We start from the raw sequence: 24,872 nt of genomic DNA, 5'->3' as shown, positions 1-24,872 counted from the left end.
ACACCGAGGCCACAAGCCATTGCTACCGCGGTATGCAAGGCACATTTTTTAATATTCATCATCTAAAACTCCCTTTCTCGTTAACTTCAAAACAATCACAGTCGATCAAAACTTGTGCCCAGATTAACGACAGGGAGGTGTAGGACAAATACGTCAATTTGCGTAGGATGCTAAATAGCAAACATCGCTAGACTGCACATAACAAATTGAGAACAGGACTCGCAATGCGTCTTTTAACTTACTTATTTCTGATGGCTTTATTACCCGCATGCGGCGAAGTTTCTTACAAGCGTGGAGGTTCACAGCAAGATATAGACAGAGCGCACCAAGCCTGCCGCGGCAGCGGCGATCAACTGGCCGCCTGCCTGTCAGAACAAGGCTGGCAAAAACCTAAAATTGACGCCATGGACCCGCTGTTTGCGACGATAGAAACCCGTGACAACCACCAGGAAGTCATCAGCAAACCAAGTCCGTTTATTGATATCCCACCGGATAAAAAGGAAAAACCAGCTACCCCTGCTGTTGCGAAAACACCACAGAATAGTGCTACGCCCATAACCAAGCCTGCAGAGATAGCAGCACCCACCGCTGCGGCAACGACAACCAGCACAATTTCAGAAGACAAAACTGAAAAGACCGCCACCCACTCAACAGTGAATGACGGCCCGGATGTGGAATACGCGATTAACTCATGGTGGAAAATGGGCGCGTTTCCAGACAAGCTGAAACGGGATCAGGTCTCATGCGAGAAAGAACTGGGGCCGGATTATTTACCTGACTACAAAACACAGACGTTTAAGCGTGCATTTGTGATGTGTATGCATGATTTGGGATGGGTGGCGATCAGGAATATTAAATAAGCTAACGCTTTATTAAATGACTCGCAGGAAAATTGACACTTGATTTTTCTGCGTCCTCTAAGCTATTAGATCAATAGCTTTTTACTTTTTCAATACTACCTAACTGGGATAAATTCCTATCCAACTGTCAGTGCATTCTGACGTTGCTATCAGATTTATGAGACTACTTTCCTTGTGAGCGGATTTTTAAAATGCGCTCAATTGCATTTATTTCATGCTGTTAATTTACTGAGCATGTTTATTTGAGAGGGAATACCATGATTAAAAATATAGCGATAGGTGTCTTACTTTTAACAACTTCAGTTCTAGCATTTGCAGATGGCGTAGCTGTCAGCATCGGTCAGCCGGGATTTTATGGCCAGATCGTTTTAGGTGACCCTTACCCGCCTCCACAAGTCGTCTATGCGCAACCGGTGATTATCCAGGCACCTCCTGTCGCTGTGGTTCAACCACCTATGTATCTGCGTGTGCCCCCAGGCCATATGAAAAAATGGTCCCGGTATTGTGGTAACTATGGGGCCTGTGGAAGACAGGTATATTTCGTACAGGATGCCTGGTACCAGAATGTATATGCTCCACGTTATGTGACTTATTCACACGAGCATGGCGATTACAGAGGTGGCAGAGATGACCATAGACATGAACATTTCGACAAAAAAGGGCATGGCGGTCCCAAGCATGGTGATCGTGGCCCAGGACGTGGGAAAGGTAGAGACTAAAAAGTTGCTTTCCGTAATTCTTACAAAGGCATCAGCCATTTCCTGATAAACCTTATCAGCAGCTGCATTTATGATCATGGTTCGATTGAAGAACAATACTCACAAATGTTAAGGAGATAAGAATGGTAGATAATGCCCCAAAAAACTTGGTAGAAGAAATCATTGACAACGCGATTAATCCTGACACAAGCAATGAAAACGTACTGTCACAGGAACGCAATGTGAATATCAATCAGATCCTTCCTGAAATGCCAGTAGTCTGTTCAGAAGGAGGCCAGTTTGCAACGGTGGATCATCTGGAAGGCACTGACTGCATCAAGTTAAACAAAGACAGCAATGGGCTGCACCACTATATACCAACTGACTGGGTGACCAGCACCGAAAATGGCCAAGTAGTCGTTGATCGTCCTGGTGATGAAGCGATGCAAGAGTGGTCAGTGACGCCAATTCATTAATCACTCTGATTGAGCGTAATAGTCATTAAATCAAAACTCATGGCTGACCCCTTGGGTTTTTGATTTATTAAGCCTTAATATTTATGTTTTTATTTAAATATGGGGCTAGGTCAATATAGTCCCGCACTAAATTCTCTCATCAATTAGATGATAGGCTGATATCTAGTTTATTTGATGGTCCTCAATCCGCTGCATTTGGGGATAATTTCAGTTGGCGTTGATCGCAGGAAACAGGCTGATATAAAGAGCTGGCCGAGCATAGTTTGAAAGAGATATTGCTTGAACTTTTATTCAGACTAGCACTCTCACTCCATGAGTGCTAAAATTAGTTTAAATCTCTTCTTTCATAAGGAGCTTTACCATTAACGCTTTAACTATACCTGTCGTTTCCTCAGCGGACAGTTTGGATAAATACCTGCAAACGATCAAGCAGTTCCCTATCCTTACGCCTGAAGAAGAATACAGCTATGCCACACGCTTGAAAGAGAGCGGTGACCTTGAAGCCGCACGCGGCCTGATAGTGTCACACCTGCGCCTGGTTGCCAGTATCGCACGTGGTTACAGTGGTTATGGCTTGCCGCAAGCTGACCTGATTCAGGAAGGTAACATTGGGCTGATGAAAGCGGTAAAACGCTTTGACCCAGAGCGCGGTGTGCGTCTGGTGTCATTCGCCATGCACTGGATCAAAGCTGAAATCCATGAATACATTGTGCGTAACTGGCGCCTGGTGAAAACCGCGACTACTAAAGCACAACGTAAGTTATTTTTCAATTTGCGTAGCATGAAGCAAGGTTTTGAAACATTAAGCCCAGATGATGTAAATCGTATCGCTACTGAATTGAATGTGAAACCCGAAGAAGTAGTCGAAATGGAATATCGCCTGAACGGTCAGGAGATCCCACTTGACGCGCAGGTGGATGATGATGGCGAAGAAATGTATAGCCCGATTGCTTACTTGCAGGATGAAGGCCCTGAGCCTTCAGTCTTGCTAGAAACATTACAGACTGAGCATATGCAGACTGAAGGGTTGAGCATGGCACTGCAACAGCTGGATGAACGTAGTCGCCGCGTATTACAGGCGCGCTGGTTGACTGAGGGCAATGTATCTACCCTGCACGAACTGGCAGCTGAGTTCAACGTATCTGCTGAACGTATCCGCCAGATTGAGCAAAAAGCCATGCAGAAGATCAAGAGCTACATGCTTGAAAGCAAATAATAAAGATGTATGTAATAAAAACGGGTGCTTAGGCACCCGTTTTTATTTATATCCTTATCAATTAATGCCTATCTAAGCCGCCTGCACAACTACTTCTTCGTGTTGCAGGGTATGCAGGGCTTTACCATTCAGTTGCTCCAGCTCGGCGAGTTGTTGCCTGATGGTCAGCTCCACCTGTTCCAGGTCCGCAATGCGCTCTTCCAAAGTATCCGTTGCCTGGTAAATGCGTTTAATGCTTTCCACACGTCGTTTCAATTGCACATGATGCTCACGCATCTGGCTTTCCATAGGCGCAATCACGGCTTTCAACCAGCTTTCAGCGTCACGGTTGGCTGCTTCATATTCGAGAATTACATGACTGGCCAATGTTTCAAAAAACTTGCTCGTTAACGTGAATTTCTCATGCGCGATCATGTTAAAAGTCGTATTGAACTGATCGCGGTATATGGTTTCAAGTTTGTTAAGCGCTTTTAGGTAACGCGAAGTTGAAAACGGTGGCGGCGTTTTTTGCAGCAGCCCATGTTCTTTAGAGAATTTTTCGTACATGGCTTCCATCATTTTTTTGATTTCGAGCACATGCATGTCTGCTTCCATCATACGGCGCTTCAAGTCACTGAAAAAATCATCCATGGCCTGGCGCATGGTTTTGGTGAATGACGCTTTCATCATATTGTCGCGTGTTTCGCGCACTTTGCTTTTGAGTGCCGGCATGCCCAAGTGATGGAACAACTGGTTGGACTGCACTGAAAATACGCTACGTAGCGCTTGATAACGTTGCAAACCAACTTCAAAATTGACTTTGTCCTGTTTAACCTTGCGCATCATTTGCGCAATCACATCTTCATTTTTACCTTGTAAGCACCTGAGCTCGTCAGTTTGATCGATCACACTTTGCAAGCGCGTTTCTAATATGCTGCGCGTTTGCAGCATCATATCTTCAAGTTCGCTATGTATGCTTTCACGCACGATTTCCTGCTTGGCTGGAATCAACTCATCAGAAAGATTTTTTTCAAGCTGTAATAAGCGGCTTTTTGCCAGTAACTGGTGATCCCCTGTCACTTTCGCCAGCAAGCCTTTTTGAGCGGAGGTCGGTAAAATCTGTTCACGTGACAGGCCTAACAATTCGGCCGTTGTTTGCAATTGGTGGTACAACTCGGCCTGTATTTCATCGTCAGTTTTGAGCGGATCCCACAGACCATCGATTTTGTTGAGCACGGCCATGCGGCCTTTTTGTTTCCAGCGCGCACCACTGATATAACGCCGCCAGACTTCCATTTCTGACTTTGTCACGCCAGTATCGGCACCGAGGATAAACAGTACGGCATGCGCATTTGGCAACATGCTCATGGTCAATTCTGGTTCTGCACCAATCGCGTTTAAACCTGGTGTATCCAGTATCACCAACCCTTGCTTGAGCAAGGCGTGCGGGAAATTGATTACAGCATAACGCCAGCAAGGGATTTCCATCAACCCATCCTGGCCGATCAGCATTAAATCATCGGGATGGTCCGGGTGATATAAACCCAGGGTTTGCGCTTCTTCGCGCGTCACACGCCGCGTGCGGCTGACTTCTTTAAACGCTTCCACCATACTCTCACGGGAGTGCGCGTCGAATTCAATCACCGACCATTCCTGTGGCATGCGTCTATATTCACTGATGGAAATCTGGTTAGCGCTGCTTTCTATCGGCAACAACGAAAGACTGACCGGCTTGCCCTGGTCATAGCGAAGTTCGGTCGGACACATGGTGGTACGCCCGGCACCAGAAGGTAATAAACGATGGCCATAATCTGAAAAGAAAATAGCGTTGATCAGTTCGGATTTCCCCCGGGAAAACTCTGCCACAAATGCGACCGTCAGTTTATCTTCCCGCAAGCGATTGAGTTGTTGCTGAATACGCTCTTCAAGTTGCACATCGCTGAGCTGCTTATCGACCAACCAGCGCCGATACTCCCCCAATACATCAGCAATCGTCTCACGCCAGCGCGTATACAAATCAAATCGTTGTGCCAGTCTGTTATTTTCCATAGGACCTGCTTAGACCTGCTTAATCGTTATTCGGCAACCTACTTAAGGGTTACCTGTTTTTCGTTAATCTATCATGATTTTAGAAAAGTTCAAATAAATCATGTAGGTATAGCCATTAATTCACAAATAAAATGAATTATCAACCATAAGATTAGACATATACGCACTTATGCGTAGGCCGTTGTCATCTGCTATCATTCGGTTAAGTTATTTAACGGTCTAAAGTACGACTTTCTTCAATGCCATGAGCGGTCTTCAAGCAGAAACTCCAACCCCTACCCTGATCCAGCTGCATCAGGGCTCGCGCTTGCTGGAAATCCATTTCGATAACGATACCGAATGCATGCTTTCATGCGAATTTTTGCGGGTGTATTCCCCTTCCGCGGAAGTGCGCGGTCACGGCGCCGGGCAGGAAGTATTGCAAACCGGCAAAGAACTTGTGAACATCAGCGGCATCGAACCAGTGGGCAGATATGCCATTAAACTGATTTTTGACGACGGTCATGATACTGGCCTGTATTCATGGGATTATTTGTATTACCTGGCCCAGCACTATGAGAGCCTGTGGCAGGATTACATCACCAAGCTGACCATCGCTGGCCACACCCGTAAGGAAACCTAATATGCAAGACAACACTGAGCAGGATAAAACCACCCATTTTGGCTTTGAGAGAGTCGCTGAACACGACAAACAAAAGAAAGTCGGCGAGGTGTTTCATTCAGTAGCGCAAAAATATAACATCATGAACGACGTGATGTCAGCCGGTCTGCATCGTTTGTGGAAACGATTTGCAGTGGATGTCAGCGGTGTAGGTCATGGTGACAAGGTGCTGGATATTGCAGGTGGCAGCGGCGATCTATCCAGCTTGTTTGCCAAGAAAGTCGGCACACAGTCTGCGCACAACCCCGGCCAGGTAATTCTGACCGATATCAATGCCTCCATGCTCAGCGTGGGACGTGACCGTATGATTGATGCCGGCCTGACTATCCCAGCCGCACAATGTAATGCAGAAACATTACCGTTTGCAGATGAAACCTTTCATTGTGTCATCGTCGCATTTGGCTTGCGCAACATGACCCACAAAGACACAGCTTTGCGTGAAATGCAGCGTGTGCTCAAACCTGGTGGTCGCTTGCTGGTACTGGAATTTTCTAAAGTGTGGCAACCACTGGAAAAACTTTATGATACCTATTCGTTTAAATTGCTGCCTAAACTGGGTAAATGGATAGCTAATGACGAGCCCAGCTACCGTTACCTGGCGGAAAGCATACGTATGCACCCTGACCAGGAAACCCTCAAGCAGATGATGCATGACGCAGGTTTCGCTAAAGTGGATTATTACAACCTGACCGCAGGCGTAGTGGCTTTGCATAAAGGCATTAAACTTTAATCGTATGTTCAAACCATTGATTCAATTTGTGCTGCAACACCTGATGCAGCAAAACAGCTGGACCGCCCCTTTGCTTCAGCCTTATGCCAACCAAACGATACGCATGGACTTCAAGGTTGCCCAGGTCACCCTGACTATTCTGCAAAATGGCGAACTGGCCGTTGCTGCCGACTCTGCTGATCCTGATGCCACCATCCACCTGCCGCCTAGCCTGGTCATGCGTTTATTACGTAAAGATCCGCTCGCCTCCAGCATGATCAAAATAGATGGCAATGCCACACTCGGCATTGAAGTGGGAAAGATATTCTCTGCTATCCGCTGGGATGTAGAAGAAGACTTGAGCAAAGTAGTCGGCGATGTCGCTGCCTACCAAGTGGTGCAACTTGGCCAGGAAAAATTCAAACAGTTGCAAACCAATGCCAAAAACCTGGGAGAAATGCTGGTTGAATACTGGCAGGAAGAACAACCGTTGATGGCTAAAAAAACCAGTGTAGAAAACTTTAACCAGTCAGTAGACCGCCTGCGTGAAGATGCTGACCGCTTGCAATCCCGTATCGAAAAATTACTTGCGGCTGCGCCCTCTCCAGAAAGCCGATAAACATGCATTGGTTTCGTCTCTTTCACATTATCGGCATTTTTATTTGGTACCGGCTAGACATTTTTTTTGTACGCGAACAAAATTCTAATACACTACCGCGCCTGCTAAACCTGTTGTTTTTCTGGCGGCAGGCACCCCATCAGCGCGCGATCAGGCTAAGGCTGGCACTTGAAAGACTAGGGCCGATTTTTGTTAAGTTCGGCCAGATGCTGTCTACGCGCCGCGACCTGTTACCGCCCGATGTGGCCGATGAACTGACCAAACTGCAAGACAGGGTACCCCCATTTGCATTCAGCACTGTAGAAGTGATTCTGATTGAAGCTTTTAATGCGCCACTTCACAGCACTTATGCCGATTTCGACCCGGTGCCGGTCGCCAGCGCCTCTGTCGCACAAGTGCATTTTGCCACCTTGCACAGTGGTGAACAGGTAGCTGTTAAAGTATTGCGCCCGGGCATTGCCGCGATCATCCATCGCGATATCGCACTGTTGCGTACTTTAGCCTGGTGGGTAAAAAAACTGTCGAGTGAAGGCCGCCGTCTGAAGCCGGACGAAATGGTCGATGAGTTTGCACGTCATACTGAACATGAACTAGACCTGACGCTGGAAGCCGCGCAATGCTCGCAACTGGGCCGCAACTTCAGCGACAAGCGCCTGTTAGTGCCTGTTGTTTACTGGGATTACTCGCGCAAACAAGTGATGACGATGCAGCGCATGTTCGGCACACCTGTACGCGATATCTACACTTTAAAAGCCGCAGGCATCAACCTGACCCAACTCGCGCATGAGGGTGTTGAAATATTTTTCACACAGGTATTCCGTGATGGTTTTTTTCATGCAGATATGCACCCTGGCAATATCCAGGTAGTCACTGAAGGGCCGGACAAAGGCAAGTTTATTGCCCTGGATTTTGGCATTATGGGCAGCCTGTCGCCCACAGACCAATATTACCTGGCACGCAATTTCCTGGCATTCTTCAACCGAGATTACCGTGACGTCGCGGTAGCCCATATTGAGTCGGGCTGGGTGCCAGCCGATACCAATGTGGAAGCCTTGGAAACGGCGATCCGCGCCATCTGTGAACCGATTTTTGAAAAGCCGCTGAAGGATATTTCTTTTGGCCGTACCCTGCTTAGCCTGTTCCAGATGTCACGCCGCTTTGGTGTCAACATTCAACCACAACTGATTATGCTGCAAAAAACCCTGCTCAACATTGAAGGCATGGGGCGTGAGCTAGACCCCAATATTGATCTATGGCATAGCGCCAAACCTTTCCTGAAACGCTGGATGAGCGAACAGATAGGCTGGCGCAGATTAATCAAATCCGCCAAACACGAATTACCTTACATGCTGGCACACGCGGCTGAAATCCCAAGGTTATTCGAGCAATATTTACGTAACCAGAGCGAGTTTGCCAAACAGCAAAGCCATATTGATGCCATGCTTGCGACACAGAACAAACAAGCCATCTGGCAGAAATGGTTTATCACTGCCATCGGCATACTAGTTGTGTTACAACTGGCCAGTTTGTTCTTGTTATTCGTACATTAAGCTTCGACAATATATACATTAGTAAAAAAGCCTGGGTTTCAGGCTTTTTTACTTTTCCAGACAAAACAATCCCTATCCTTAAACAGGTTTTGTTTTAAAATCTGCTTTTTGCAACGGCCTTAAAAGGATAGAGATAGTGCTGCTCTGGTTTGTGATAGCGTATTTGCTGGTCTCCATTGCCATCGGCCTGTTTGCAGCCAGAAACGTTCACAGCACCAAGGACTATGCTGTTGCCGGTCGCCATTTACCGCTACCTGTAGTCATGGCGACGGTATTTGCCACCTGGTTTGGCGCCGAAGCTGTGTTTGGTGTTTCCGCGACTTTCGTGCGCGAGGGGCTGACCGGTGTTGCGGCTGATCCCTTTGGCTCCAGCATGTGCCTGATCATTGCCGGTATCTTCTTTTCCAGCCGCTTATACAAACTCAACATCCTGACCCTTGGTGACTTCTATCGCATGCGTTATAACCGCACGGTAGAAATCCTCACCACTATTGCGATTGTGGTCTCCTACATGGGCTGGGTCGCGGCGCAAATCAAAGCGCTGGGGCTGATTTTCAACCTCATCAGCGATGGGTATATTCCGGAACAGACCGGCATGATTCTAGGCACCGCCATTGTCCTCACCTACACCACACTAGGCGGCATGCTATCTGTCGCTATCCTGGACTTTGTGCAGATGATTGTAGTGATAGGCGGGCTGCTTTATATCGCCAGCATCGTTTCCGGCCAGACTGGTGGTGTGGGTCCGGTGATTGAACATGCACGCAATGCCGGAAAACTGCATTTTTTCCCGCAATCCACCAACTGGAGCGTGTGGCTGACTTTCCTGGGCGGCTGGCTGACCATGATGCTGGGCTCCATTCCACAGCAAGACGTTTTCCAGCGCATCACTTCCGCCAAAACTGCCAATATCGCACTGTGGGGTTCTATCCTGGGTGCCAGTATTTATTTCTGTTTTACGTTCGTGCCCATGTTCATCGCCTATGCGGCAACGTTAATAGATCCTGCAACCTTCGGTGCGCTGGTTGAAACCGACTCTCAGCGCGTGTTGCCTACTCTAGTGCTAACGCATACGCCATTACTGGCCCAGGCAATTTTCTTTGGTGCAGTGCTCTCAGCCATTATGAGCTGCTCTTCTGCGACCTTACTGGCGCCTTCTGTGACTTTTGCTGAAAACGTGATTAAAGGATTTGTCCCTCACATGAATGACCATGCATTCCTGCGTGTCATGCGCATGTGCCTGGTCGGCTTTGCTGGGATGGTGTTATTTTATGCGCTGAATTCCGAGCTCTCTATATTCGGCATGGTAGAAAGCGCTTATAAAATCACGTTGGCTGGCGCATTTGTGCCCCTGTTTTTTGGGGCATTCTGGAACAGAGCCAGTAGCCAGGGCGCACTGGCTGCGATTATTTTTGGTATCGGCAGCTGGATACTGGTGGAAGTGATGGTCGGTGATGAGAGCCTGATACCCGCACAATTACTTGGTCTGGTGATCAGTGCGATAGCGATGGTGATTGGCTCACTGTTGCCGCAGAAGTTTGGTGGCTCGCCACAACCACCGCATGGCTATCTGCATGAACATGCGGCACGCAGGCATGTTGAATAACTACGTTAGGCAACGTTCAAAACTGTATTGATATAAAATGATCGACTCTGGACCTGGATATGCCGAACTGCCATTTAAAGCCGTGATTGTTCCGGCAAACAAAACAGGTGGGCATTCATGATAATGCCAGGTTAGTTTCAGCAATTTGTAAGCAAGCATTTTATGGTAGTCAACAAACGGTTTTACATCATTATCCTCAGCGTCATTGTATTGACGGGCTTTCTGGCGACCAGCCTGATTGGCTACTTTGTGGCCAAAGACTCGCTGACTGAACGCCTGCAGCAGGAGATGCTGCCACTCACCAGCGACAATATATATTCAGAAATCCAGCGTGACTTGTTACAGCCATTGCTGATTTCTTCACTGATGGCTAACGATGTGTTTGTATTTGACTGGGTGAATGGTGGCGAAAAAGATGCTACCAAGATGACCAGTTACCTGGCCCAGATCCAGAAGAAATATAACACCATCACTGCATTTTTCATCTCCGAAAAATCCAGGCTTTACTACCATCCTAGCGGTGTCCTGAAAAAAGTATCAGAAGCCAATGAAGATGAAAGCTGGTATTTTGAGGCGAAAGACTCCCGTCACCCGTACGTGATTAATATAGACCGCGATACCGCCGATGCCAGGCGCTTAAGCATTTTTGTTAATTACCGTATTGAAGACAAATCTGGCAATTTTATTGGCATTATCGGGGTTGGCCTGGCTTTGCAATCGGTGGTTGAACTGATAGAAAATTACCAGAAACGCTATGGCCGCGAGATTTACTTCGTCAATCGTCAGGGCGAAATCATGCTACGAAGCAGCCAATATCATTCCGAGCTGCATACCGAAAACAAGACGGCATTGAATAAGGCATTTGTCAAAATCCTTACCTCGCCTAGCGCATCATCTTCATTTCAAACCAAAAATGGCAGCACGCTTTACCTAAACAGCAGGCTGGTGCCTGAGTTTGACTGGCATCTGATTGTCGAACAGGTCAATGACCCTAGCTCTGACCGCATTGAAACTGCCTTTATTATCAATATGGCTGTAGCACTGGTTATTAGCGTAATTGTGTTGTTACTCGCGCATGTGGCGGTGCGTGGCTACCATGAGAGGCTGGAATCCATGGCCACCCAGGATAAACTGACAGGGGCTACCAGCCGCCAGGTGTTCGAGTTTTACTTCAGGCAGGCGGTTGCACGCTGCAAGCGACGTGACGAATCGCTGTCATTAGTGTTGCTGGATATAGACCTGTTCAAGCAGATTAACGATAACTATGGGCATCAGGCAGGCGATTTGGTGCTAACCCGAATTGCCCAGCTCATTAAGTCCCATGTGCGTGAAGAAGATATCGTGTGCCGCTGGGGTGGGGAAGAGTTTCTGTTATTACTGGCGAGCTGCGATCTTGAGCGCGCGCGGGGAATCACCGAAATCATCCGTTCAGCCGTGGCGGGACTGCAATTTCACTTTAATAACCAGGTTGTCAGGGTGACGATTAGTGCCGGTCTGGCAGAAATGCAGCAAAGTGAAGCATTCGCGCAAGTGGTTGAACGTGCTGACCATCACCTTTATGAAGCCAAACATGCCGGACGCAACTGCATTAAGCCTGATAGTGATACGGATCACGAGACTGCTTGATACCAGGCTGGGTTGATTAAGCCAGGTTTGGAAAGTCTGGCGGTTTAGACAAGCGCGCGCGGCTGGCATGTCGCGCAATAAAAAGTAGAACGCTGGCCCAGGCGTATATTTGCAATCAATTGCCCGCACACGCGGCAAGGCTGCCCGGTGCGACCGTAAACATAATAAGTCTGCTGAAAATAGCCAGGATTGCCATCAGCACCAAAAAAGTCCCTCAAACTGCTCCCACCTGCTTCAAGCGCCGCAAGTAAGGTAGCCTTGATCTCAGCCACCAGCAGCTGGCATTGCCCTAGTGTCAAACGTTTGGCGGGTGTCTCCGGGTGAATACGCGCCCGGAATAATGACTCACTGGCATAAATATTCCCGACGCCGACGACGATATGCGCATCCATAATCGTCGGCTTGATCGCCGCATTTCGTGAGCGCAATTGCTGGAACAAATATTCGCCATCAAACACGGCATCCAGGGGTTCCGGCCCCAGGCTGCTTAGTAATGGATGTTCGGAAGGTTGTTTATCCAGCCACAAGACGGCACCAAACCGTCTTGGGTCACGCAAGCGGATCACACGCCCATCTTCGAAGGCAATATCGACATGGTCATGTTTTTCATGGGGAAAGTAACGTTCCAGCAAGCATAGTCTGCCGGACATGCCTAAATGGAGTAACAATACGCCCCGGGGCAGCGACTCTCCGGCATCACCGATTTCGCCAACTTCGATCAGGATATATTTGGCGCGCCGGGTTAACTGTAATACCCGCTGGCCTTGTAAACGCTCTGGTAAATCAGACGGGATGGGCCATCGCAGGCCATGATGCCGGATAGTGACTTCGCGTATACGTGCGCCTTGAACTGGCAACAGCCCCAGGCGGGTGACTTCTACCTCGGGTAATTCTGGCATGGCTGTTATTTGCTTTTCGGCGCCTGGATATTCACCGGCGGATTTACCATGGTGAAACCAACATCGTTAGGGAAATGATAGATAATACCTTCATCCGGGCGTGCCAGCAGGTACTCGGGTGATTCCTGGACTTTATCAAAATGTACTTTTTTGCCATCGCGCAACAGCACTTCGAAAGAAGCATAGTCTTGTTTACGATCAGGCGTGTACACCTCGACAGAAGTCGCCTGTGCTTGCTTCCAGCCAAAATCAATCCACTCATTCAACTCATTCTGGGTAGGTTTGGCCTTAGGGTCATTCACGGACCATTTACCATCGGTTGCCAACTGGACCTTGAGGGCATTTTCTTCCCACTGCTCCAGATGCGCCAGGTCTAGCCCAGCCAACTGTTTGCGCTCGGCAGGTGATAACGGCATTTTATCTATCATCTCAATAGGTTGCGTAGATGCCGCTTCGCTATATTGGCCTGCGAGCATATACACATTACCTGCGTAGCCAACATATTGCTCTTCGGTGACCGGATTATGCGTGCCGAAAACAAACACATGCTCACCTTGCTTGCCTGACAGAGTCACCTTCAACTCGGGTTGATCCAGCCCATATTTGGCGGCATCCTGCAATGGCAGCTTGATACCACTGGTGGCTGCAATAACGGATAGCGCGCGCTGTACAGACATTTGGTCTGCGCGCGCGGCATAAGGCTTGCGCATCATCCAGTAGCCATCTTCACGTTCAAAAATGGTAGGCGCCTTGGCGGGGAACTCGACTTTCAATGACTCGGCATCAGCCATTTTAAGAGTAGATACATCGAATTTGGCAGCGGCCGCTTTTTCTTGTGGCTGCAGGTGCAGGAAAACTGCAATCCCTACCACGACAGCCAGCAGCAACAGGTTCAAAATCCATCTTTTTTTCATTGCAACCAACTCCGTACGCGATACGACTTCAACAATTCAATCAAGCTTTACTCTATTAAGCTTTACGGCGTTTCCACCACAGGAAAAAGCCTGCGATCAGAATAACGATCGGCAAAACATACTGGGTACCATAGCCGACAACTAATGCTGCAATAGAACCTGAAGGAATATTGATATTAATATCTTTCAAAGGCATTGGTTGAATCGTGATCAACCGGTCATCGCCTGCCAGCCAGTTGATAATATTAATTCCCAGGTCGAGATTGCCACCATTGGTGATAAAGGTATTTGCAAGGAAGTTAGCATTACCGATCACGACCACGCGCTGACCTTTTTTACCATATTCGCGCTCCAACGCGACACCGATATTGATCGGGCCGGCTTTATCCTTGCCCTTGTCAAAACGCACTTTCACGTTTTGTGCACCGGCTGGTATCTTGTCTGATTCCAGCCAGCCATTCTGGGCGACATCAATCAGGCGTCCGACTTTCCAGCCCAAGTCATCTGAAGCGTGGCCATCGATTTCGTGCGCTTCCGGGAACACCGTGCGCAACATGAAATTACGCGTGATCGGATGGTCACCATACAGGCTGGCAAAAGACATTTTAGGGTCAGCCCCGTATTGTTCAGCCGTACGGTCAACTACCATCCCTGCCGACACCTTAATGCCGAGATAATCGGCAACCTCTTGCAAGCCATGCAGATTGTCATCATCCAATAGCCAGAGTACATTGCCACCAGCCTCGATATAAGCCTTGATTTTTTGGGCTTCAACCGCACTGACATCTACTTGTGGAGAAGCAATGACCAGCATGGAACCGTTAGCAGGTACCTCTTGCGCAATAGTTAAATCGGGGTTGGCAAATTTAAAGCCTTTGCTTTCCAGCTGCTTGCCAAACTCGCCCAGGTCATGGTTCTTCTGGCCTTGCAACAAGCGTTCACCATGCCCATCGAGGTACATTACCGGCTGGTTATTCGTGCGTGACAGGCGCACCAGTAAATTAGTCATCTCCTGCTCGGCAAACGGCGGATTGATGTGCTCGCTACGCTTGTTGTATTCGACGATGGTTTCCCCATCCACCTTGACACCAGCTTCTTGCGCCAGTTTTGGTTCTTCGGAAGGATTGATGAAGGTGATGAACACATTTTTCTTTTCGCGCTGGTATCGGGCTATGAAATCCAGCATGCCTTTGCGGAAAGTGTCGCCGTTACTGGCGTCATCTTTGGTCGCATAGACGGTAATATTGATATCACCATCCATCTGCTTAAGCACATTGACACTGCCCTGGGTAAGGATATTACGGTTTGCCTGTGTGATATCTCTTGCCCAACGGTACTGGTTAGACAGATACCCCAGCATGAATATCATGGTTAAAAATACCAGCACGAACATCCAGTTCTGTGCCAGTAACTGCAATCTAAATTTACGGTTAATTTTCATAATGCTTTCAGACTAAAACAGTTCCTGTTAACCACGCAGACGATCAGCATCCAGGCGACGGATGGTCAAAGTTAAAAAAGTAATGATGAATAAAATAAAGAAGGCCAGATCAGCGGTATCGATGAGCCCATTAGCAAAGGATTGGAAATGCGTTGAGAAAGAAAACTGCCCGGCGATGCTAGTAGGGTCGCTTGCAAAAAAACGCCCCAGGATCATCAGGATAAAAGACACGATAAAACTTAAGATACCGGCAATGATAGGCTGGGAAGTCAGGCTGGAAAAGTATATCCCCAAGGCACAGAAGCTTCCGGTCAACAAAAACAGGCCCAAGGTATTGGCCACAATATATCCGAAGTCTATGTCAGACCAGAGATTGAGCGTAGACAGCATCAAGCCAATATACAAAATAAGGCTAGCCAGGAATATCAACAGGCCTAAAAATTTACCAACTACGATATCGGTGATGGACAGTGGCGAGCTAAACAGGAAAGGCATCGTTTGACTGCGGCGTTCCTCGGCAATCAGCCGCATGGAAAGTAAAGGCACGGCAAACAGCATGATAAAAGAAGCTGAACCATACACACTTTGCGATACGGATTGCGTGATACCAAACCGTTCCGCCGGGCGAATGGCGCCGGAGGCAACATCCAGGTAATCCGTCACGCCATTGGCGAAGTAGTTACCAAACATCGCGGCAATCACTGCCAGGATAATCCAGCCCATAGGCGAGGCAAACATGCTTTGTAGTTCTTTTCTTGCTATATTCAACATACGTGGTCTTTCAATGTAGATGGCCTTGCAGAATCAGCATTAAGCGGCTTTAGGCAGGTCTGCTGAAGTAGCAGAGTCATGATAGGTCAGTTGGACGAATACATCTTCCAGGCTGGTCTGGTCAGGGGCGATATGATACAGCCCCCAGCCATTTTTAACGGCGGCCTGCACAATAGCTTCGTGCGGCTGGCTACCCTCATGAAAGCGGATACGCCATAAACCGTCTGCGGCTTCTACCTCTGCGACACCTTCAATGGCAGTCAGCTGCGCAACATCTGGTGACTGGCGCAGGCCGACCAGCAATTTATTACCGATCCGCTGCTGTTTCAGCACATCAATACCGCCGTTGAATACCAGCTTGCCTTTATCAATGATCTGCACATGGTCACACACCATTTCCACTTCCGGCAGGATATGGGTAGACACAATCACACTGTGCGCCTGGCCGATTTCTTTGATCAGTGCACGGATATCGCGAATCTGGATAGGATCCAGCCCGACCGTAGGCTCATCCAGAATCACCACCATCGGGTTATGAATAATCGCTTGTGCAATGCCAACGCGCTGCTGATAGCCGTTAGACAGGTTTTCGATCAGCCGCTTGCTCATGTGCGTTAACCCGCAACGTTCTTTGGCATGCTCAACGGCTTGTTTAAGATGTTTGCTGGAAACGTTATGCAACCGTGCAGCGATGGTCAGGTATTCGTCAACCGTAAACTCTTTGTATAAAGGACGCATTTCCGGCAGATACCCGATCAATGCCTTGGCTTCCTTGGGATTTTCGATCATATCGATGCCACAGATCTTGACACTCCCGGCACTAGGCGCAAGGTTACCGGTTAACATCTTCATCGTGGTGGATTTACCGGCGCCATTTGGGCCTAGAAACCCAAGCACTTGCCCTTGCTGCAAGGTGAACGTTACATCACTTACCGCGGCACGACCTCCATAAAGGCGGGTCAATTCAATCGCTTCAACTGTCAGATTTGCCATATTTCTTCCACACATTTACTTCACAGGAGCTTGCTTTTTTCGGGCAGGACGCCCCACCGGCAAGCAAATTCCTAGACAAAGTTTTCACCAAAAAGTTATAGTGTCTACATCACGTTTTACCAGTGCCTGAAGGCTGGTAATTAACACCAATTACAATTCAGTTACAAATCGCACATTATGGATGAACTTGCAGCAACTGTCACGGACTAAACTAAAATTGAGCAATCACTTTGCTCGCTTCATGACCCTCACTGCAACTTCCATTACAAGACTTATTAAACAGGAATCAAGTATGCCTCAAACCCGCCGCTCCTCGCTTAAACCAACCTTATTGCGCCGTCCGGCGCTGGCGCTGTGGCTTGCGTTAATGGCTCCTCCTGTCTGGTCTGCCAGCACGTCTGCCACGATGACGACACCTACTGCCGAATTTGTGTACAAATACCTGTTGGGGGAAGTGGCCGCACAGCGCGGTGAGTTTGTCCTGGCCAGCCAGCTGTTCCTTGATCTAGCGAAACAGACCCGCGACCCGTTACTCGCAGAACGAGCCACCCAGGCCGCGACTATTGCGCGCGCGCCACAACTGGCACTACCGTCGGCAGAGCTATGGTCTGAATTGGTGCCGGATTCCATCCCTGCCGCTCAAGCTGCCAGCCAGCTGCTGATTGCGAACGGAGAACTGAAAAAAGCGGTGCCCAATATCCAGAAAGTACTGGCGGATGAACGCATTCGCCCGAATGCCTTTATGGAATTGAATAGCCTGATGATGCGGGTCACAGACAAAAATAGTGTTCTGGAAACTATCCAGTTGCTGGCTAAACCTTATCCTAAATTGCCTGAAGCGCATTTTGCCATCTCACAGGCGGCTTACTTTGCGCGCAATGAACCTTTGATGGAAAAGGAGTTGAAGGAAGCCTCAAAATTGCGTCCAGGCTGGGAAGCTCCGGCGCAAATCCGCGGCCAGATGCTCATCGAGAAAGATCCGCAAAAAGGTATCGCCTACTACCGCGAATTCTTGCAATCCCACCCCGAAGCAGACCAGATCAGGCTGGCCCTGGCCCGCACGCTATTGGTACAGAAAAACCCTACTGACGCCAAGATAGAATTCACAAAACTGGTGGAAAGACACCAGAACAATCCGGAAATGAACGTCATTGTCGGTTTACTGGCGCTGGATGCCAAAGAATATGAATTTGCTGACCGTTATTTGCAGCACGCCCTGCAAGTAGGCTTTAAAGAACCGAACAGGGTATATTTTAATCTTGGTCGGTCTGCCGCTGAGCAGCATGACGATAGCCGAGCGCTACAATGGTTTGACAAAATTACCGATGGTGAACAGTTCCTGGCCGGAAGATTGGCAGCAGCGGCGATTATTGCCCGTCGCGACGGCATCGATGCCGCCATTGCCATGCTCGATAATGTCAGTGGCCTCACGCCTGAACAGCAAACGCTGGTTGTGCAGAACCAGGCTCTGCTGCTGAACCAGGCCAAGCGCACAGACGAAGCCTATGCGCTGCTGGAAAAAGCAGTGCAAAAATATCCGGAAAGCCCCGAGCTTTTGTATGACTATGCGTTGAATGCAGAGCGCGTGGGTAACTTCAAGGTGATGGAAGAAACCTTGGGTAAAGTCATCAAAATGAAGCCTGATTTCGCGGCTGCCTATAACGCACTCGGCTACTCATATGCCGATCGCAATATCAAACTGATCGAGGCCAAGGCGCTGATTGAAACAGCAACCAAGCTGTCTCCGGAGGATCATTACATCATGGACAGCCTGGGCTGGGTATATTACAGACTGGGTGATATGGGCAATGCCGCTGAGCAATTACGCCGCGCTTACGCTATCCAGCAAGACCCTGAAATCGCTGCCCACCTTGCGGAGGTTTTATGGAAACAAGGCCAGCGTGACGAGGCCAAGCAGATCCTGGATCAGGCGCTATCTGCCAACCCTGACAATGAGGTGCTGGCATCCACCGCACAAAAACTTAAATCTCCGCTGTAATGCTGACTTTAAACCTGTGTAAGCCCCTGGCCTGGGGCAGAATCTTTGCAAGCTGTTTTTTGGCAATCACCCTGGCAGCTTGCAACACTGTGCCGAAACCGCCACTAAGCCAGACTGCCAGCGCATCTTCGCAGCAACGCTTGCAAACATTAGCTGCAGTAAAACAGTTTTCTTTAGAGGCCAAACTGGCTGTGCAATACAACGGCAAAGGCTATACCGCGAGGTTGGACTGGCAACATGATGGTCAGGAAGATCATATGCGGATTTTTAGCCCCTTAGGCCAGCAAGTCGCGTTGATACATCGCACTGCCGATTCGGTTACCCTCACCGACCAAGCGGGCAAACAGCATCAGGCTAGCGATGTTGCCAGTTTGACAGAGCGCTTGCTCGGCTGGAGATTGCCGCTCGCAGGTTTAAGTCAGTGGATATTAGGCATTCCGCATCCTGCCAGCCCATACCAGGCCAGTTACCTTCCTGGCGGCGAACCCGCTACCTTAACCCAAGATGACTGGCGCATAGAATATGATGATTACCAGACAGCTTCAATCAAGGGCATCACAGCGTCGCTGCCATACACCACCCGCTTGCAACAGCAGGATGTGCGGCTAAAACTGGTGATTCAACATTGGTAATAGATCTGCGTTGAAAACAGCCGCACATAACAACCTGCTGTAAAAGCCTGCCTTTTTAACTAAAGATTCATCCCCAGCTGTCGATAATGGCACTATGAGCCGTTATCTGTTTTCAATCACTTACTATCGCTTTTGGCTAGCCTCCAGCCTGCTGATCCTCGCCTGTTTGCCGCCTATGGATTGCCAGGCGGCACAATGGCTGTCGATCAAGAAAACAGATGCTAACCAGTTGATGGTTGACAAGCAATCGCTGGTAGAAGAAAAGCCCTATATCAAAGCCTGGGTAAAAGTGGATTACCGCCAACCGCAAAAAAATGTGGAATCAGTGGACCGCGTATACAATCATGCCAAAGCCTTATGGTATTTTGATTGCGCCAAGCGTAAAGCGGCGACCATCCAGGTTTTTCAATACGACCAGGACGAACTGGTTTATTCCGCGGGCACGACTATCAAGCAGGCCGATTTTATTGAGCCTCTGCCGGATTCCGAAGTCGAAATCACGCAGCAATATGCATGCAAATGGCAAGCCAAGGAAAAACAGCGTGCCGAAGCCGTCGCCAAGCGCGCGGCTAACCCTATCATCCCGGCTATAGCTAACGAGAAGGATAAACCTGCATCGCCGAATAGTGTTGCTGAGCCTGCAACACCGGCTGCAGAAGCTGCCCCTGTCGAAAAAACCAATCCAACTAAACCGGCTGCAGAAACTGTTCCCGCTAAAGAGACTTCAAAAAAGGCTGAGCAAGCTCCTGCAACAGAACAAACCAAAGAAGCAGAAAAAGACAAAAATAAAACCCCCAAGCAAGGCAAAGAAGACAAACACGATAAAGAAGATAAGTCCTGGGCCTATAGTGGCACGCGCGGCCCTGATAAATGGGGCAGTTTAAACCCTGATTTTGCGGTATGTAACGCGGGCAGCCAGCAGTCTCCCATTAATGTAGGCAGCACAATAACCGCAGCGCTTAAGCCGATTAAACGTTTGCAGAAGTTTCCGCTGAAGAATATTGCCCTAAAAGACCACAGCCTGGTTCTGGACGCGGGTAGCGGTAATATGATGGTGCTGGACCAGAAGCCTTACCAGTTGAAATATATCAGCGTGCATGCGCCATCCGAGCACCAGATTAAAGAAAAGTCTTATGCGGCAGAATTGCAAATGGTACATGAGGATAAAGCCGGACATCGCGTCATTATTGCCGTGATGTTGGAAGAAGGCACTGCGAATAGCACACTGGAAACGTTGATCAGCAGCATTCCTAAAGAAAAAGGCCAAAGCAAATCACTGGCGATCCGGGTAACGCCGGCAGAGTTGATGCCGACCAAACCAGCTTACTACCGTTACACTGGCTCGTTGACAGCCCCGCCTTGTACTGAAGGTGTGCAATGGATCATCATGAAAGAGGCCTTGAAAATATCCAAGGCACAACTGACCAGCTTGCAACAGGCGATTGGCGAACCTAACTTGCGCCCTATCCAGGACAGCCAGGGCCGCATGATCCTGGAATAAGGCAGGATTTTGAAGTAAGCCTCGGTGCAGAATAATATGCATGTGCCTTTATTTGAGGCGCATGCTTTACAATAAGCGCATGGATTCCTCGTTATATTTCGCCCCGTGCAAGCTCAACCTGTTTTTACATATCACCGGTCGCCGTGCAGATGGTTACCATACCCTGCAAAGCATTTTCCTTCTGTTAGACCATGGCGATGACTTGCGCATCAGCAACAGGGATGACGGCCAAATCGTGCTCCAAAACCCGCTCGCAGGCGTGCCACCGGAAAAAGACCTGACCATCCGTGCTGCCCGCGCTTTGCAAACAGCCAGCGGTTGTCGATTAGGGGCGGATATCCATTGCTCCAAACGCATCCCAATGGGCGGAGGCCTTGGTGGCGGCAGTTCGGATGCGGCGACTACCCTGCTTGCCCTTAACCAATTATGGCAGCTGGATTACTCACGCCAGCAGTTGATGCAGATTGGCTTAACCTTGGGCGCCGATGTACCGATGTTTATTTTCGGGCAAACAGCTTGGGCCGAAGGCGTTGGCGAACAGCTTTCTGCCGTGGCGTTACCGGCCGAAATGCTGGAAAAATACTATGTGGTGATGACCCCTCAAATTCAGGTTCCAACGGCGCAAATATTTGCGCATCAAGCATTGACAAGAGATTCAAAACCATTGAGAATAGCGGACTTTTCAAACGGCGCAAATTCCGGCGCTTTCTGGCAGCAAGCCAGGAATGATATGGAAGCAGTCGTTTGCGCACTCTACCCTGAAGTTAACAGTACGTTGGCGTGGTTAAAACAATACGGCGATGCGCGTATGAGTGGCTCCGGCGCTTCAGTATTTGTTGCGGTAGACAGTGTAGAAAAAGCAGATGAATTGATTGCAAACAGGCCAGAAAACACTTCTGGTTTTTGGGCAAAAGGGTTAAAATACCATCCGCTTTTCAGCTCGGCGAAAGATTAAATCGCAGACAGTGAAAGTGATAGTAAGACAAGTTTTTGGGGAGTCGCCAAGCTGGTTAAGGCACCGGATTTTGATTCCGGCATGCGAAGGTTCGAATCCTTCCTCCTCAGCCAAATATAAAGCGTGTAGATTTAACAATTTACACGCTTATTTTTTTGTAGAATTCTGCCTCTGGCAGAATTCGGGTTTTAAGACATCGTTTTCGCTGAAAAGGGTACAACGTTGAGTAACGCCAACATGATGGTTTTTACCGGCAATGCCAATCCGGTATTGGCACAAGAAGTTGCCACGCACTTGGGCATTGAATTAGGGCGCGCTGATGTTGGCCGGTTTTCAGATGGCGAAATCATGCTGGAGCTGCTGGAAAACGTACGCGGCCGTGATGTATTCGTGCTGCAATCCACCAGCTACCCGACCAATGACAGCCTGATGGAAGTCATGGTCATGGTGGATGCATTGCGTCGCTCATCCGCTGGCCGCATTACCGCAGCGATTCCCTACCTGGGCTATTCTCGCCAGGATAGGCGCCCGCGCTCTGCCCGCGTAGCGATTACGGCCAAAGTGGTAGCCAATATGCTGACCAGTGTCGGTGTAAACCGGTTATTGACCATGGATTTGCACTCTGACCAGATTCAGGGCTTCTTTGATATTCCGGTCGATAATATTTATGCAACGCCGATTTTGCTGGACGACCTGGCCTTGCAAGGTTATGAAAACCTGGTAGTAGTGTCACCGGACGTAGGGGGTGTAGTGCGGGCACGCGCGGCAGCCAAGCAATTGAATGCTGACCTGGCGATTATCGACAAACGTCGCCCGAAAGCCAACGTTGCCAAGGTCATGAATATTATTGGTGAAGTTGAGGGTCGCACCTGCGTTATCATGGATGACATGGTGGATACGGCGAATACCCTGTGTGAAGCAGCAGCAGCGTTGAAAAACCAGGGGGCCGTAAAAGTAGTGGCTTATGCTACCCACCCGGTACTATCAGGCGGTGCTGGTGAGCGCATACTGAATTCCGAGCTGGATGAACTGGTAGTGACCAACACCATTGCACTGAACGCCAATGCACTTGCCTGCCGCAAGATCCGCCAACTGAGTGCGGCTACCCTGCTGGCAGAAACCATTAAGCGTATCAGCCAGGAAGAATCGGTTTCTTCGCTATTTATGGACTGAAATCCATAAATTAAAACCTAGCGTTGGACCGAGTCCATTGAATTAAATAGCCTTTATATCAGTTTCAACTGGTATAAAGGATGAGAAGTATAGCGATAAATAAGAATTAGTTTTTCACCACCAGCTGGTCGCGGCAGGTGGATTTTAGTGCAGTACCACCATTTATGGTGTTTTTAGGAGTTTTCCAAATGAGTATCGAAATTAAAGCCGTCAAACGTGACGTTAAAGGTACGGGTGCGAGCCGCCGTCTACGTCGCGCTGGCAATGTGCCGGGTGTCGTATATGGTGGTGAGAAGCCTGCTGTCTCCCTCGAGTTTGATCATAAAGAACTGTTTCTGCAATTCCGCCACGAAGCGTTTCACGCTTCTATCCTGAGCCTGGTTCTGGATGGCAAAACAGAAAGCGTGTTACTGCGTGACTACCAACTGCACCCGGTGCGCAATACCATTCAGCACATCGACTTCCAACGTGTGTCTGCTTCAGAAAAAATCCACGTGAAAGTGCCTTTCCACTTCATCAATGAAGATGTAGCCCCTGGTGTAAAACTCGGTGGCGGTAATATCTCACACATCCAGACTGAAGCTGATATCAGCTGCCTGGCAAAAGACCTGCCAGAGTTTATTGAGATCGACCTGGGCAACCTGGAAACAGGCCATTCAGTACACTTGTCCGAAGTCAAACTGCCTAAAGGCGTTGAGTTCGTACAACTGGCACATGGTGATGACGCCGCAATTGCAACGCTCCTGAAACCACGCGGTGGTGAAGAAGAAGTAGCTGCTGAAGAAGCACCTCCAGCAGCAGCGGCTGAATAATCATCGGCTAGTCCGGCGATTTAACGCTAAAATAAACGCGCACAGTTTTGTGCGCGTTTTTTTATATCTTTAATTTTTTAACGCTTTTTTATTAGGGCGGTTTATTGATAGCAGTATATTTTTTTTATAGCTGCGCATTTTATAGTCAAAAGAACAGGTGATGAGCGGGATTAAATTAATTGTAGGGTTGGGTAATCCTGGCGAAAAGTACGCCATGACCCGGCATAACGCAGGCTTCTGGCTGGTGGATTTACTAGCTCAGCAATCTGGCAGCCGTTTATCTGCCGAGTCCAAACTGTTTGGCATCGCAGGAAAATGGTCGCCACATGCGGACAAATGGCTACTGAAACCTGCCACTTTTATGAATGCCAGCGGCAAATCCGTCGCCGCGCTCGCCAATTACTACAAGATACAGCCAGCAGAGATCCTGGTGGTACATGATGAACTGGATTTAGCGCCAGGACAGGCCAAGCTTAAATTTGGCGGCGGACACGGTGGCCACAATGGTCTGCGTGATATCCATGCGGCATTGGATACGCCTGAGTATTGGCGCCTGCGCATAGGGATAGGCCACCCTGGCAACAAAGCCGAGGTTGTCAATTTTGTACTGAAAGCGGCCGGTAAAGATGAGCAACAGGCCATTGATGACAGCATCATCAAAGCCACTACGGTGACTGACTTGCTGGCACAAGGCCAGTTTGAAAAGGCTATGCTGCAACTGCATAGCAAATAG

23 protein-coding genes and 1 tRNA gene are annotated in these 24,872 nt (G+C 48.8%); 18 read left to right on the top strand and 6 right to left on the bottom strand.

Translation table 11 applies throughout. The annotated features are described in order from the left end of the window. Nucleotides 1-224 precede the first annotated feature (224 nt). The 4 genes from VK958_RS00970 to rpoH all read left to right on the top strand — a co-directional run bounded on the left by VK958_RS00970 (nucleotide 225) and on the right by rpoH (nucleotide 3,250). Nucleotides 225-860 carry a hypothetical protein gene (locus VK958_RS00970; RefSeq protein WP_325238385.1) on the top strand — a complete coding sequence of 212 codons (636 nt, stop codon included), beginning with the start codon at nucleotides 225-227 and terminating at the stop codon, nucleotides 858-860. 257 nt (nucleotides 861-1,117) lie between these two features. Next, a complete protein-coding gene (locus VK958_RS00965) occupies nucleotides 1,118-1,579 on the top strand; it encodes a hypothetical protein (RefSeq protein WP_325238384.1) in 462 nt (153 codons plus the stop codon). Between the two features lie 122 nt (nucleotides 1,580-1,701). Further along, nucleotides 1,702-2,034, top strand: a complete 333-nt coding sequence (locus tag VK958_RS00960; RefSeq protein WP_325238383.1) for a DUF2171 domain-containing protein — start codon at nucleotides 1,702-1,704, stop codon at nucleotides 2,032-2,034. 361 nt (nucleotides 2,035-2,395) lie between these two features. Beyond that, nucleotides 2,396-3,250, top strand: coding sequence for an RNA polymerase sigma factor RpoH (gene rpoH, locus VK958_RS00955; protein WP_325238387.1), 855 nt, complete (start codon nucleotides 2,396-2,398; stop codon nucleotides 3,248-3,250). A gap of 72 nt (nucleotides 3,251-3,322) precedes the next feature. Here the strand turns inward: rpoH and VK958_RS00950 are convergent, their stop codons facing one another. Next, on the bottom strand, nucleotides 3,323-5,278 hold the full coding sequence (locus VK958_RS00950; protein ID WP_325238382.1) for a dynamin family protein: 1,956 nt from the start codon (nucleotides 5,276-5,278) through the stop codon (nucleotides 3,323-3,325). A 244-nt stretch (nucleotides 5,279-5,522) separates the two neighbouring features. On the opposite strand from VK958_RS00950, the gene VK958_RS00945 reads away from it, so the two are divergent. From VK958_RS00945 to VK958_RS00920, 6 genes are all read left to right on the top strand, one after another. Further along, complete coding sequence (locus tag VK958_RS00945) at nucleotides 5,523-5,900, top strand: gamma-butyrobetaine hydroxylase family protein (protein WP_325238381.1); 378 nt, start codon at nucleotides 5,523-5,525, stop codon at nucleotides 5,898-5,900. Nucleotide 5,901: 1 nt separating this feature from the next. Further along, a complete protein-coding gene (gene ubiE / locus VK958_RS00940; RefSeq protein WP_325238380.1) occupies nucleotides 5,902-6,669 on the top strand; it encodes a bifunctional demethylmenaquinone methyltransferase/2-methoxy-6-polyprenyl-1,4-benzoquinol methylase UbiE in 768 nt (255 codons plus the stop codon). Nucleotides 6,670-6,673: 4 nt separating this feature from the next. Continuing rightward, a complete protein-coding gene (locus tag VK958_RS00935) occupies nucleotides 6,674-7,267 on the top strand; it encodes a ubiquinone biosynthesis accessory factor UbiJ (RefSeq protein ID WP_325238379.1) in 594 nt (197 codons plus the stop codon). Nucleotides 7,268-7,269: 2 nt separating this feature from the next. After that, nucleotides 7,270-8,817, top strand: a complete 1,548-nt coding sequence (gene ubiB / locus VK958_RS00930; protein WP_325238378.1) for a ubiquinone biosynthesis regulatory protein kinase UbiB — start codon at nucleotides 7,270-7,272, stop codon at nucleotides 8,815-8,817. Nucleotides 8,818-8,953: 136 nt separating this feature from the next. Then, nucleotides 8,954-10,423, top strand: a complete 1,470-nt coding sequence (locus tag VK958_RS00925) for a high affinity choline transporter 1 (protein WP_325238377.1) — start codon at nucleotides 8,954-8,956, stop codon at nucleotides 10,421-10,423. Between the two features lie 162 nt (nucleotides 10,424-10,585). Continuing rightward, entirely contained in the window at nucleotides 10,586-12,049 is a 1,464-nt protein-coding gene (locus VK958_RS00920) for a sensor domain-containing diguanylate cyclase (protein ID WP_325238376.1), read from the top strand. Nucleotides 12,050-12,093: 44 nt separating this feature from the next. Here the strand turns inward: VK958_RS00920 and mutM are convergent, their stop codons facing one another. From mutM to VK958_RS00895, 5 genes are read right to left on the bottom strand one after another with little or no spacing between them, the layout of a single operon-like run. Further along, nucleotides 12,094-12,948 (bottom strand): bifunctional DNA-formamidopyrimidine glycosylase/DNA-(apurinic or apyrimidinic site) lyase, encoded by an 855-nt coding sequence (gene mutM, locus VK958_RS00915; RefSeq protein WP_325238375.1) that lies wholly within the window; start codon nucleotides 12,946-12,948, stop codon nucleotides 12,094-12,096. A 5-nt stretch (nucleotides 12,949-12,953) separates the two neighbouring features. Continuing rightward, a complete protein-coding gene (locus VK958_RS00910) occupies nucleotides 12,954-13,862 on the bottom strand; it encodes a DUF4340 domain-containing protein (RefSeq protein WP_325238374.1) in 909 nt (302 codons plus the stop codon). Between the two features lie 55 nt (nucleotides 13,863-13,917). After that, a complete protein-coding gene (locus VK958_RS00905; protein ID WP_325238373.1) occupies nucleotides 13,918-15,303 on the bottom strand; it encodes a GldG family protein in 1,386 nt (461 codons plus the stop codon). Nucleotides 15,304-15,330: 27 nt separating this feature from the next. Next, complete coding sequence (locus VK958_RS00900) at nucleotides 15,331-16,074, bottom strand: ABC transporter permease (protein WP_325238372.1); 744 nt, start codon at nucleotides 16,072-16,074, stop codon at nucleotides 15,331-15,333. 39 nt (nucleotides 16,075-16,113) lie between these two features. Beyond that, complete coding sequence (locus tag VK958_RS00895; RefSeq protein ID WP_325238371.1) at nucleotides 16,114-17,067, bottom strand: ATP-binding cassette domain-containing protein; 954 nt, start codon at nucleotides 17,065-17,067, stop codon at nucleotides 16,114-16,116. 292 nt (nucleotides 17,068-17,359) lie between these two features. Here VK958_RS00895 and VK958_RS00890 point away from each other — a divergent pair, with 292 nt between their 5' ends. From VK958_RS00890 to pth, 8 genes are all read left to right on the top strand, one after another. Then, entirely contained in the window at nucleotides 17,360-19,066 is a 1,707-nt protein-coding gene (locus VK958_RS00890; protein WP_325238370.1) for a tetratricopeptide repeat protein, read from the top strand. Next, nucleotides 19,066-19,698, top strand: a complete 633-nt coding sequence (lolB, locus tag VK958_RS00885) for a lipoprotein insertase outer membrane protein LolB (RefSeq protein ID WP_325238369.1) — start codon at nucleotides 19,066-19,068, stop codon at nucleotides 19,696-19,698. The genes VK958_RS00890 and lolB overlap by 1 nt, the downstream gene beginning before the upstream one ends. A 94-nt stretch (nucleotides 19,699-19,792) precedes the next feature. Further along, complete coding sequence (locus tag VK958_RS00880) at nucleotides 19,793-21,199, top strand: carbonic anhydrase (RefSeq protein WP_325238368.1); 1,407 nt, start codon at nucleotides 19,793-19,795, stop codon at nucleotides 21,197-21,199. Nucleotides 21,200-21,278: 79 nt separating this feature from the next. Beyond that, nucleotides 21,279-22,154, top strand: a complete 876-nt coding sequence (gene ispE, locus VK958_RS00875) for a 4-(cytidine 5'-diphospho)-2-C-methyl-D-erythritol kinase (protein ID WP_325238367.1) — start codon at nucleotides 21,279-21,281, stop codon at nucleotides 22,152-22,154. Nucleotides 22,155-22,190: 36 nt separating this feature from the next. Further along, nucleotides 22,191-22,267, top strand: a tRNA-Gln gene (locus VK958_RS00870). 124 nt (nucleotides 22,268-22,391) lie between these two features. Next, a complete protein-coding gene (locus tag VK958_RS00865) occupies nucleotides 22,392-23,327 on the top strand; it encodes a ribose-phosphate pyrophosphokinase (protein ID WP_325238366.1) in 936 nt (311 codons plus the stop codon). A gap of 188 nt (nucleotides 23,328-23,515) precedes the next feature. Further along, nucleotides 23,516-24,139 (top strand): 50S ribosomal protein L25/general stress protein Ctc, encoded by a 624-nt coding sequence (locus VK958_RS00860; protein WP_325238365.1) that lies wholly within the window; start codon nucleotides 23,516-23,518, stop codon nucleotides 24,137-24,139. A 160-nt stretch (nucleotides 24,140-24,299) separates the two neighbouring features. Further along, a complete protein-coding gene (gene pth / locus VK958_RS00855) occupies nucleotides 24,300-24,872 on the top strand; it encodes an aminoacyl-tRNA hydrolase (protein WP_325238364.1) in 573 nt (190 codons plus the stop codon).

Source organism: Methylophilus sp. (assembly GCF_035460085.1).
Classification (GTDB): Bacteria; Pseudomonadota; Gammaproteobacteria; order Burkholderiales; family Methylophilaceae; genus Methylophilus.
Note: the sequence above shows the minus strand (reverse complement) of the source record. Positions and strands in the feature narration are given on the sequence as shown.

Coding starts and splice junctions, on each gene's coding strand:
- VK958_RS00970 (WP_325238385.1), top strand. CDS start 225: ATGCGTCTTTTAACTTACTTATTTCTGATGGCTTTATTACCCGCATGC.
- VK958_RS00965 (WP_325238384.1), top strand. CDS start 1,118: ATGATTAAAAATATAGCGATAGGTGTCTTACTTTTAACAACTTCAGTT.
- VK958_RS00960 (WP_325238383.1), top strand. CDS start 1,702: ATGGTAGATAATGCCCCAAAAAACTTGGTAGAAGAAATCATTGACAAC.
- VK958_RS00950 (WP_325238382.1), bottom strand. CDS start 5,278: ATGGAAAATAACAGACTGGCACAACGATTTGATTTGTATACGCGCTGG.
- VK958_RS00945 (WP_325238381.1), top strand. CDS start 5,523: ATGAGCGGTCTTCAAGCAGAAACTCCAACCCCTACCCTGATCCAGCTG.
- ubiE (WP_325238380.1), top strand. CDS start 5,902: ATGCAAGACAACACTGAGCAGGATAAAACCACCCATTTTGGCTTTGAG.
- VK958_RS00935 (WP_325238379.1), top strand. CDS start 6,674: ATGTTCAAACCATTGATTCAATTTGTGCTGCAACACCTGATGCAGCAA.
- ubiB (WP_325238378.1), top strand. CDS start 7,270: ATGCATTGGTTTCGTCTCTTTCACATTATCGGCATTTTTATTTGGTAC.
- VK958_RS00920 (WP_325238376.1), top strand. CDS start 10,586: ATGGTAGTCAACAAACGGTTTTACATCATTATCCTCAGCGTCATTGTA.
- mutM (WP_325238375.1), bottom strand. CDS start 12,948: ATGCCAGAATTACCCGAGGTAGAAGTCACCCGCCTGGGGCTGTTGCCA.
- VK958_RS00910 (WP_325238374.1), bottom strand. CDS start 13,862: ATGAAAAAAAGATGGATTTTGAACCTGTTGCTGCTGGCTGTCGTGGTA.
- VK958_RS00905 (WP_325238373.1), bottom strand. CDS start 15,303: ATGAAAATTAACCGTAAATTTAGATTGCAGTTACTGGCACAGAACTGG.
- VK958_RS00900 (WP_325238372.1), bottom strand. CDS start 16,074: ATGTTGAATATAGCAAGAAAAGAACTACAAAGCATGTTTGCCTCGCCT.
- VK958_RS00895 (WP_325238371.1), bottom strand. CDS start 17,067: ATGGCAAATCTGACAGTTGAAGCGATTGAATTGACCCGCCTTTATGGA.
- VK958_RS00890 (WP_325238370.1), top strand. CDS start 17,360: ATGCCTCAAACCCGCCGCTCCTCGCTTAAACCAACCTTATTGCGCCGT.
- lolB (WP_325238369.1), top strand. CDS start 19,066: ATGCTGACTTTAAACCTGTGTAAGCCCCTGGCCTGGGGCAGAATCTTT.
- VK958_RS00880 (WP_325238368.1), top strand. CDS start 19,793: ATGAGCCGTTATCTGTTTTCAATCACTTACTATCGCTTTTGGCTAGCC.
- ispE (WP_325238367.1), top strand. CDS start 21,279: ATGGATTCCTCGTTATATTTCGCCCCGTGCAAGCTCAACCTGTTTTTA.
- VK958_RS00865 (WP_325238366.1), top strand. CDS start 22,392: ATGATGGTTTTTACCGGCAATGCCAATCCGGTATTGGCACAAGAAGTT.
- VK958_RS00860 (WP_325238365.1), top strand. CDS start 23,516: ATGAGTATCGAAATTAAAGCCGTCAAACGTGACGTTAAAGGTACGGGT.
- pth (WP_325238364.1), top strand. CDS start 24,300: ATGAGCGGGATTAAATTAATTGTAGGGTTGGGTAATCCTGGCGAAAAG.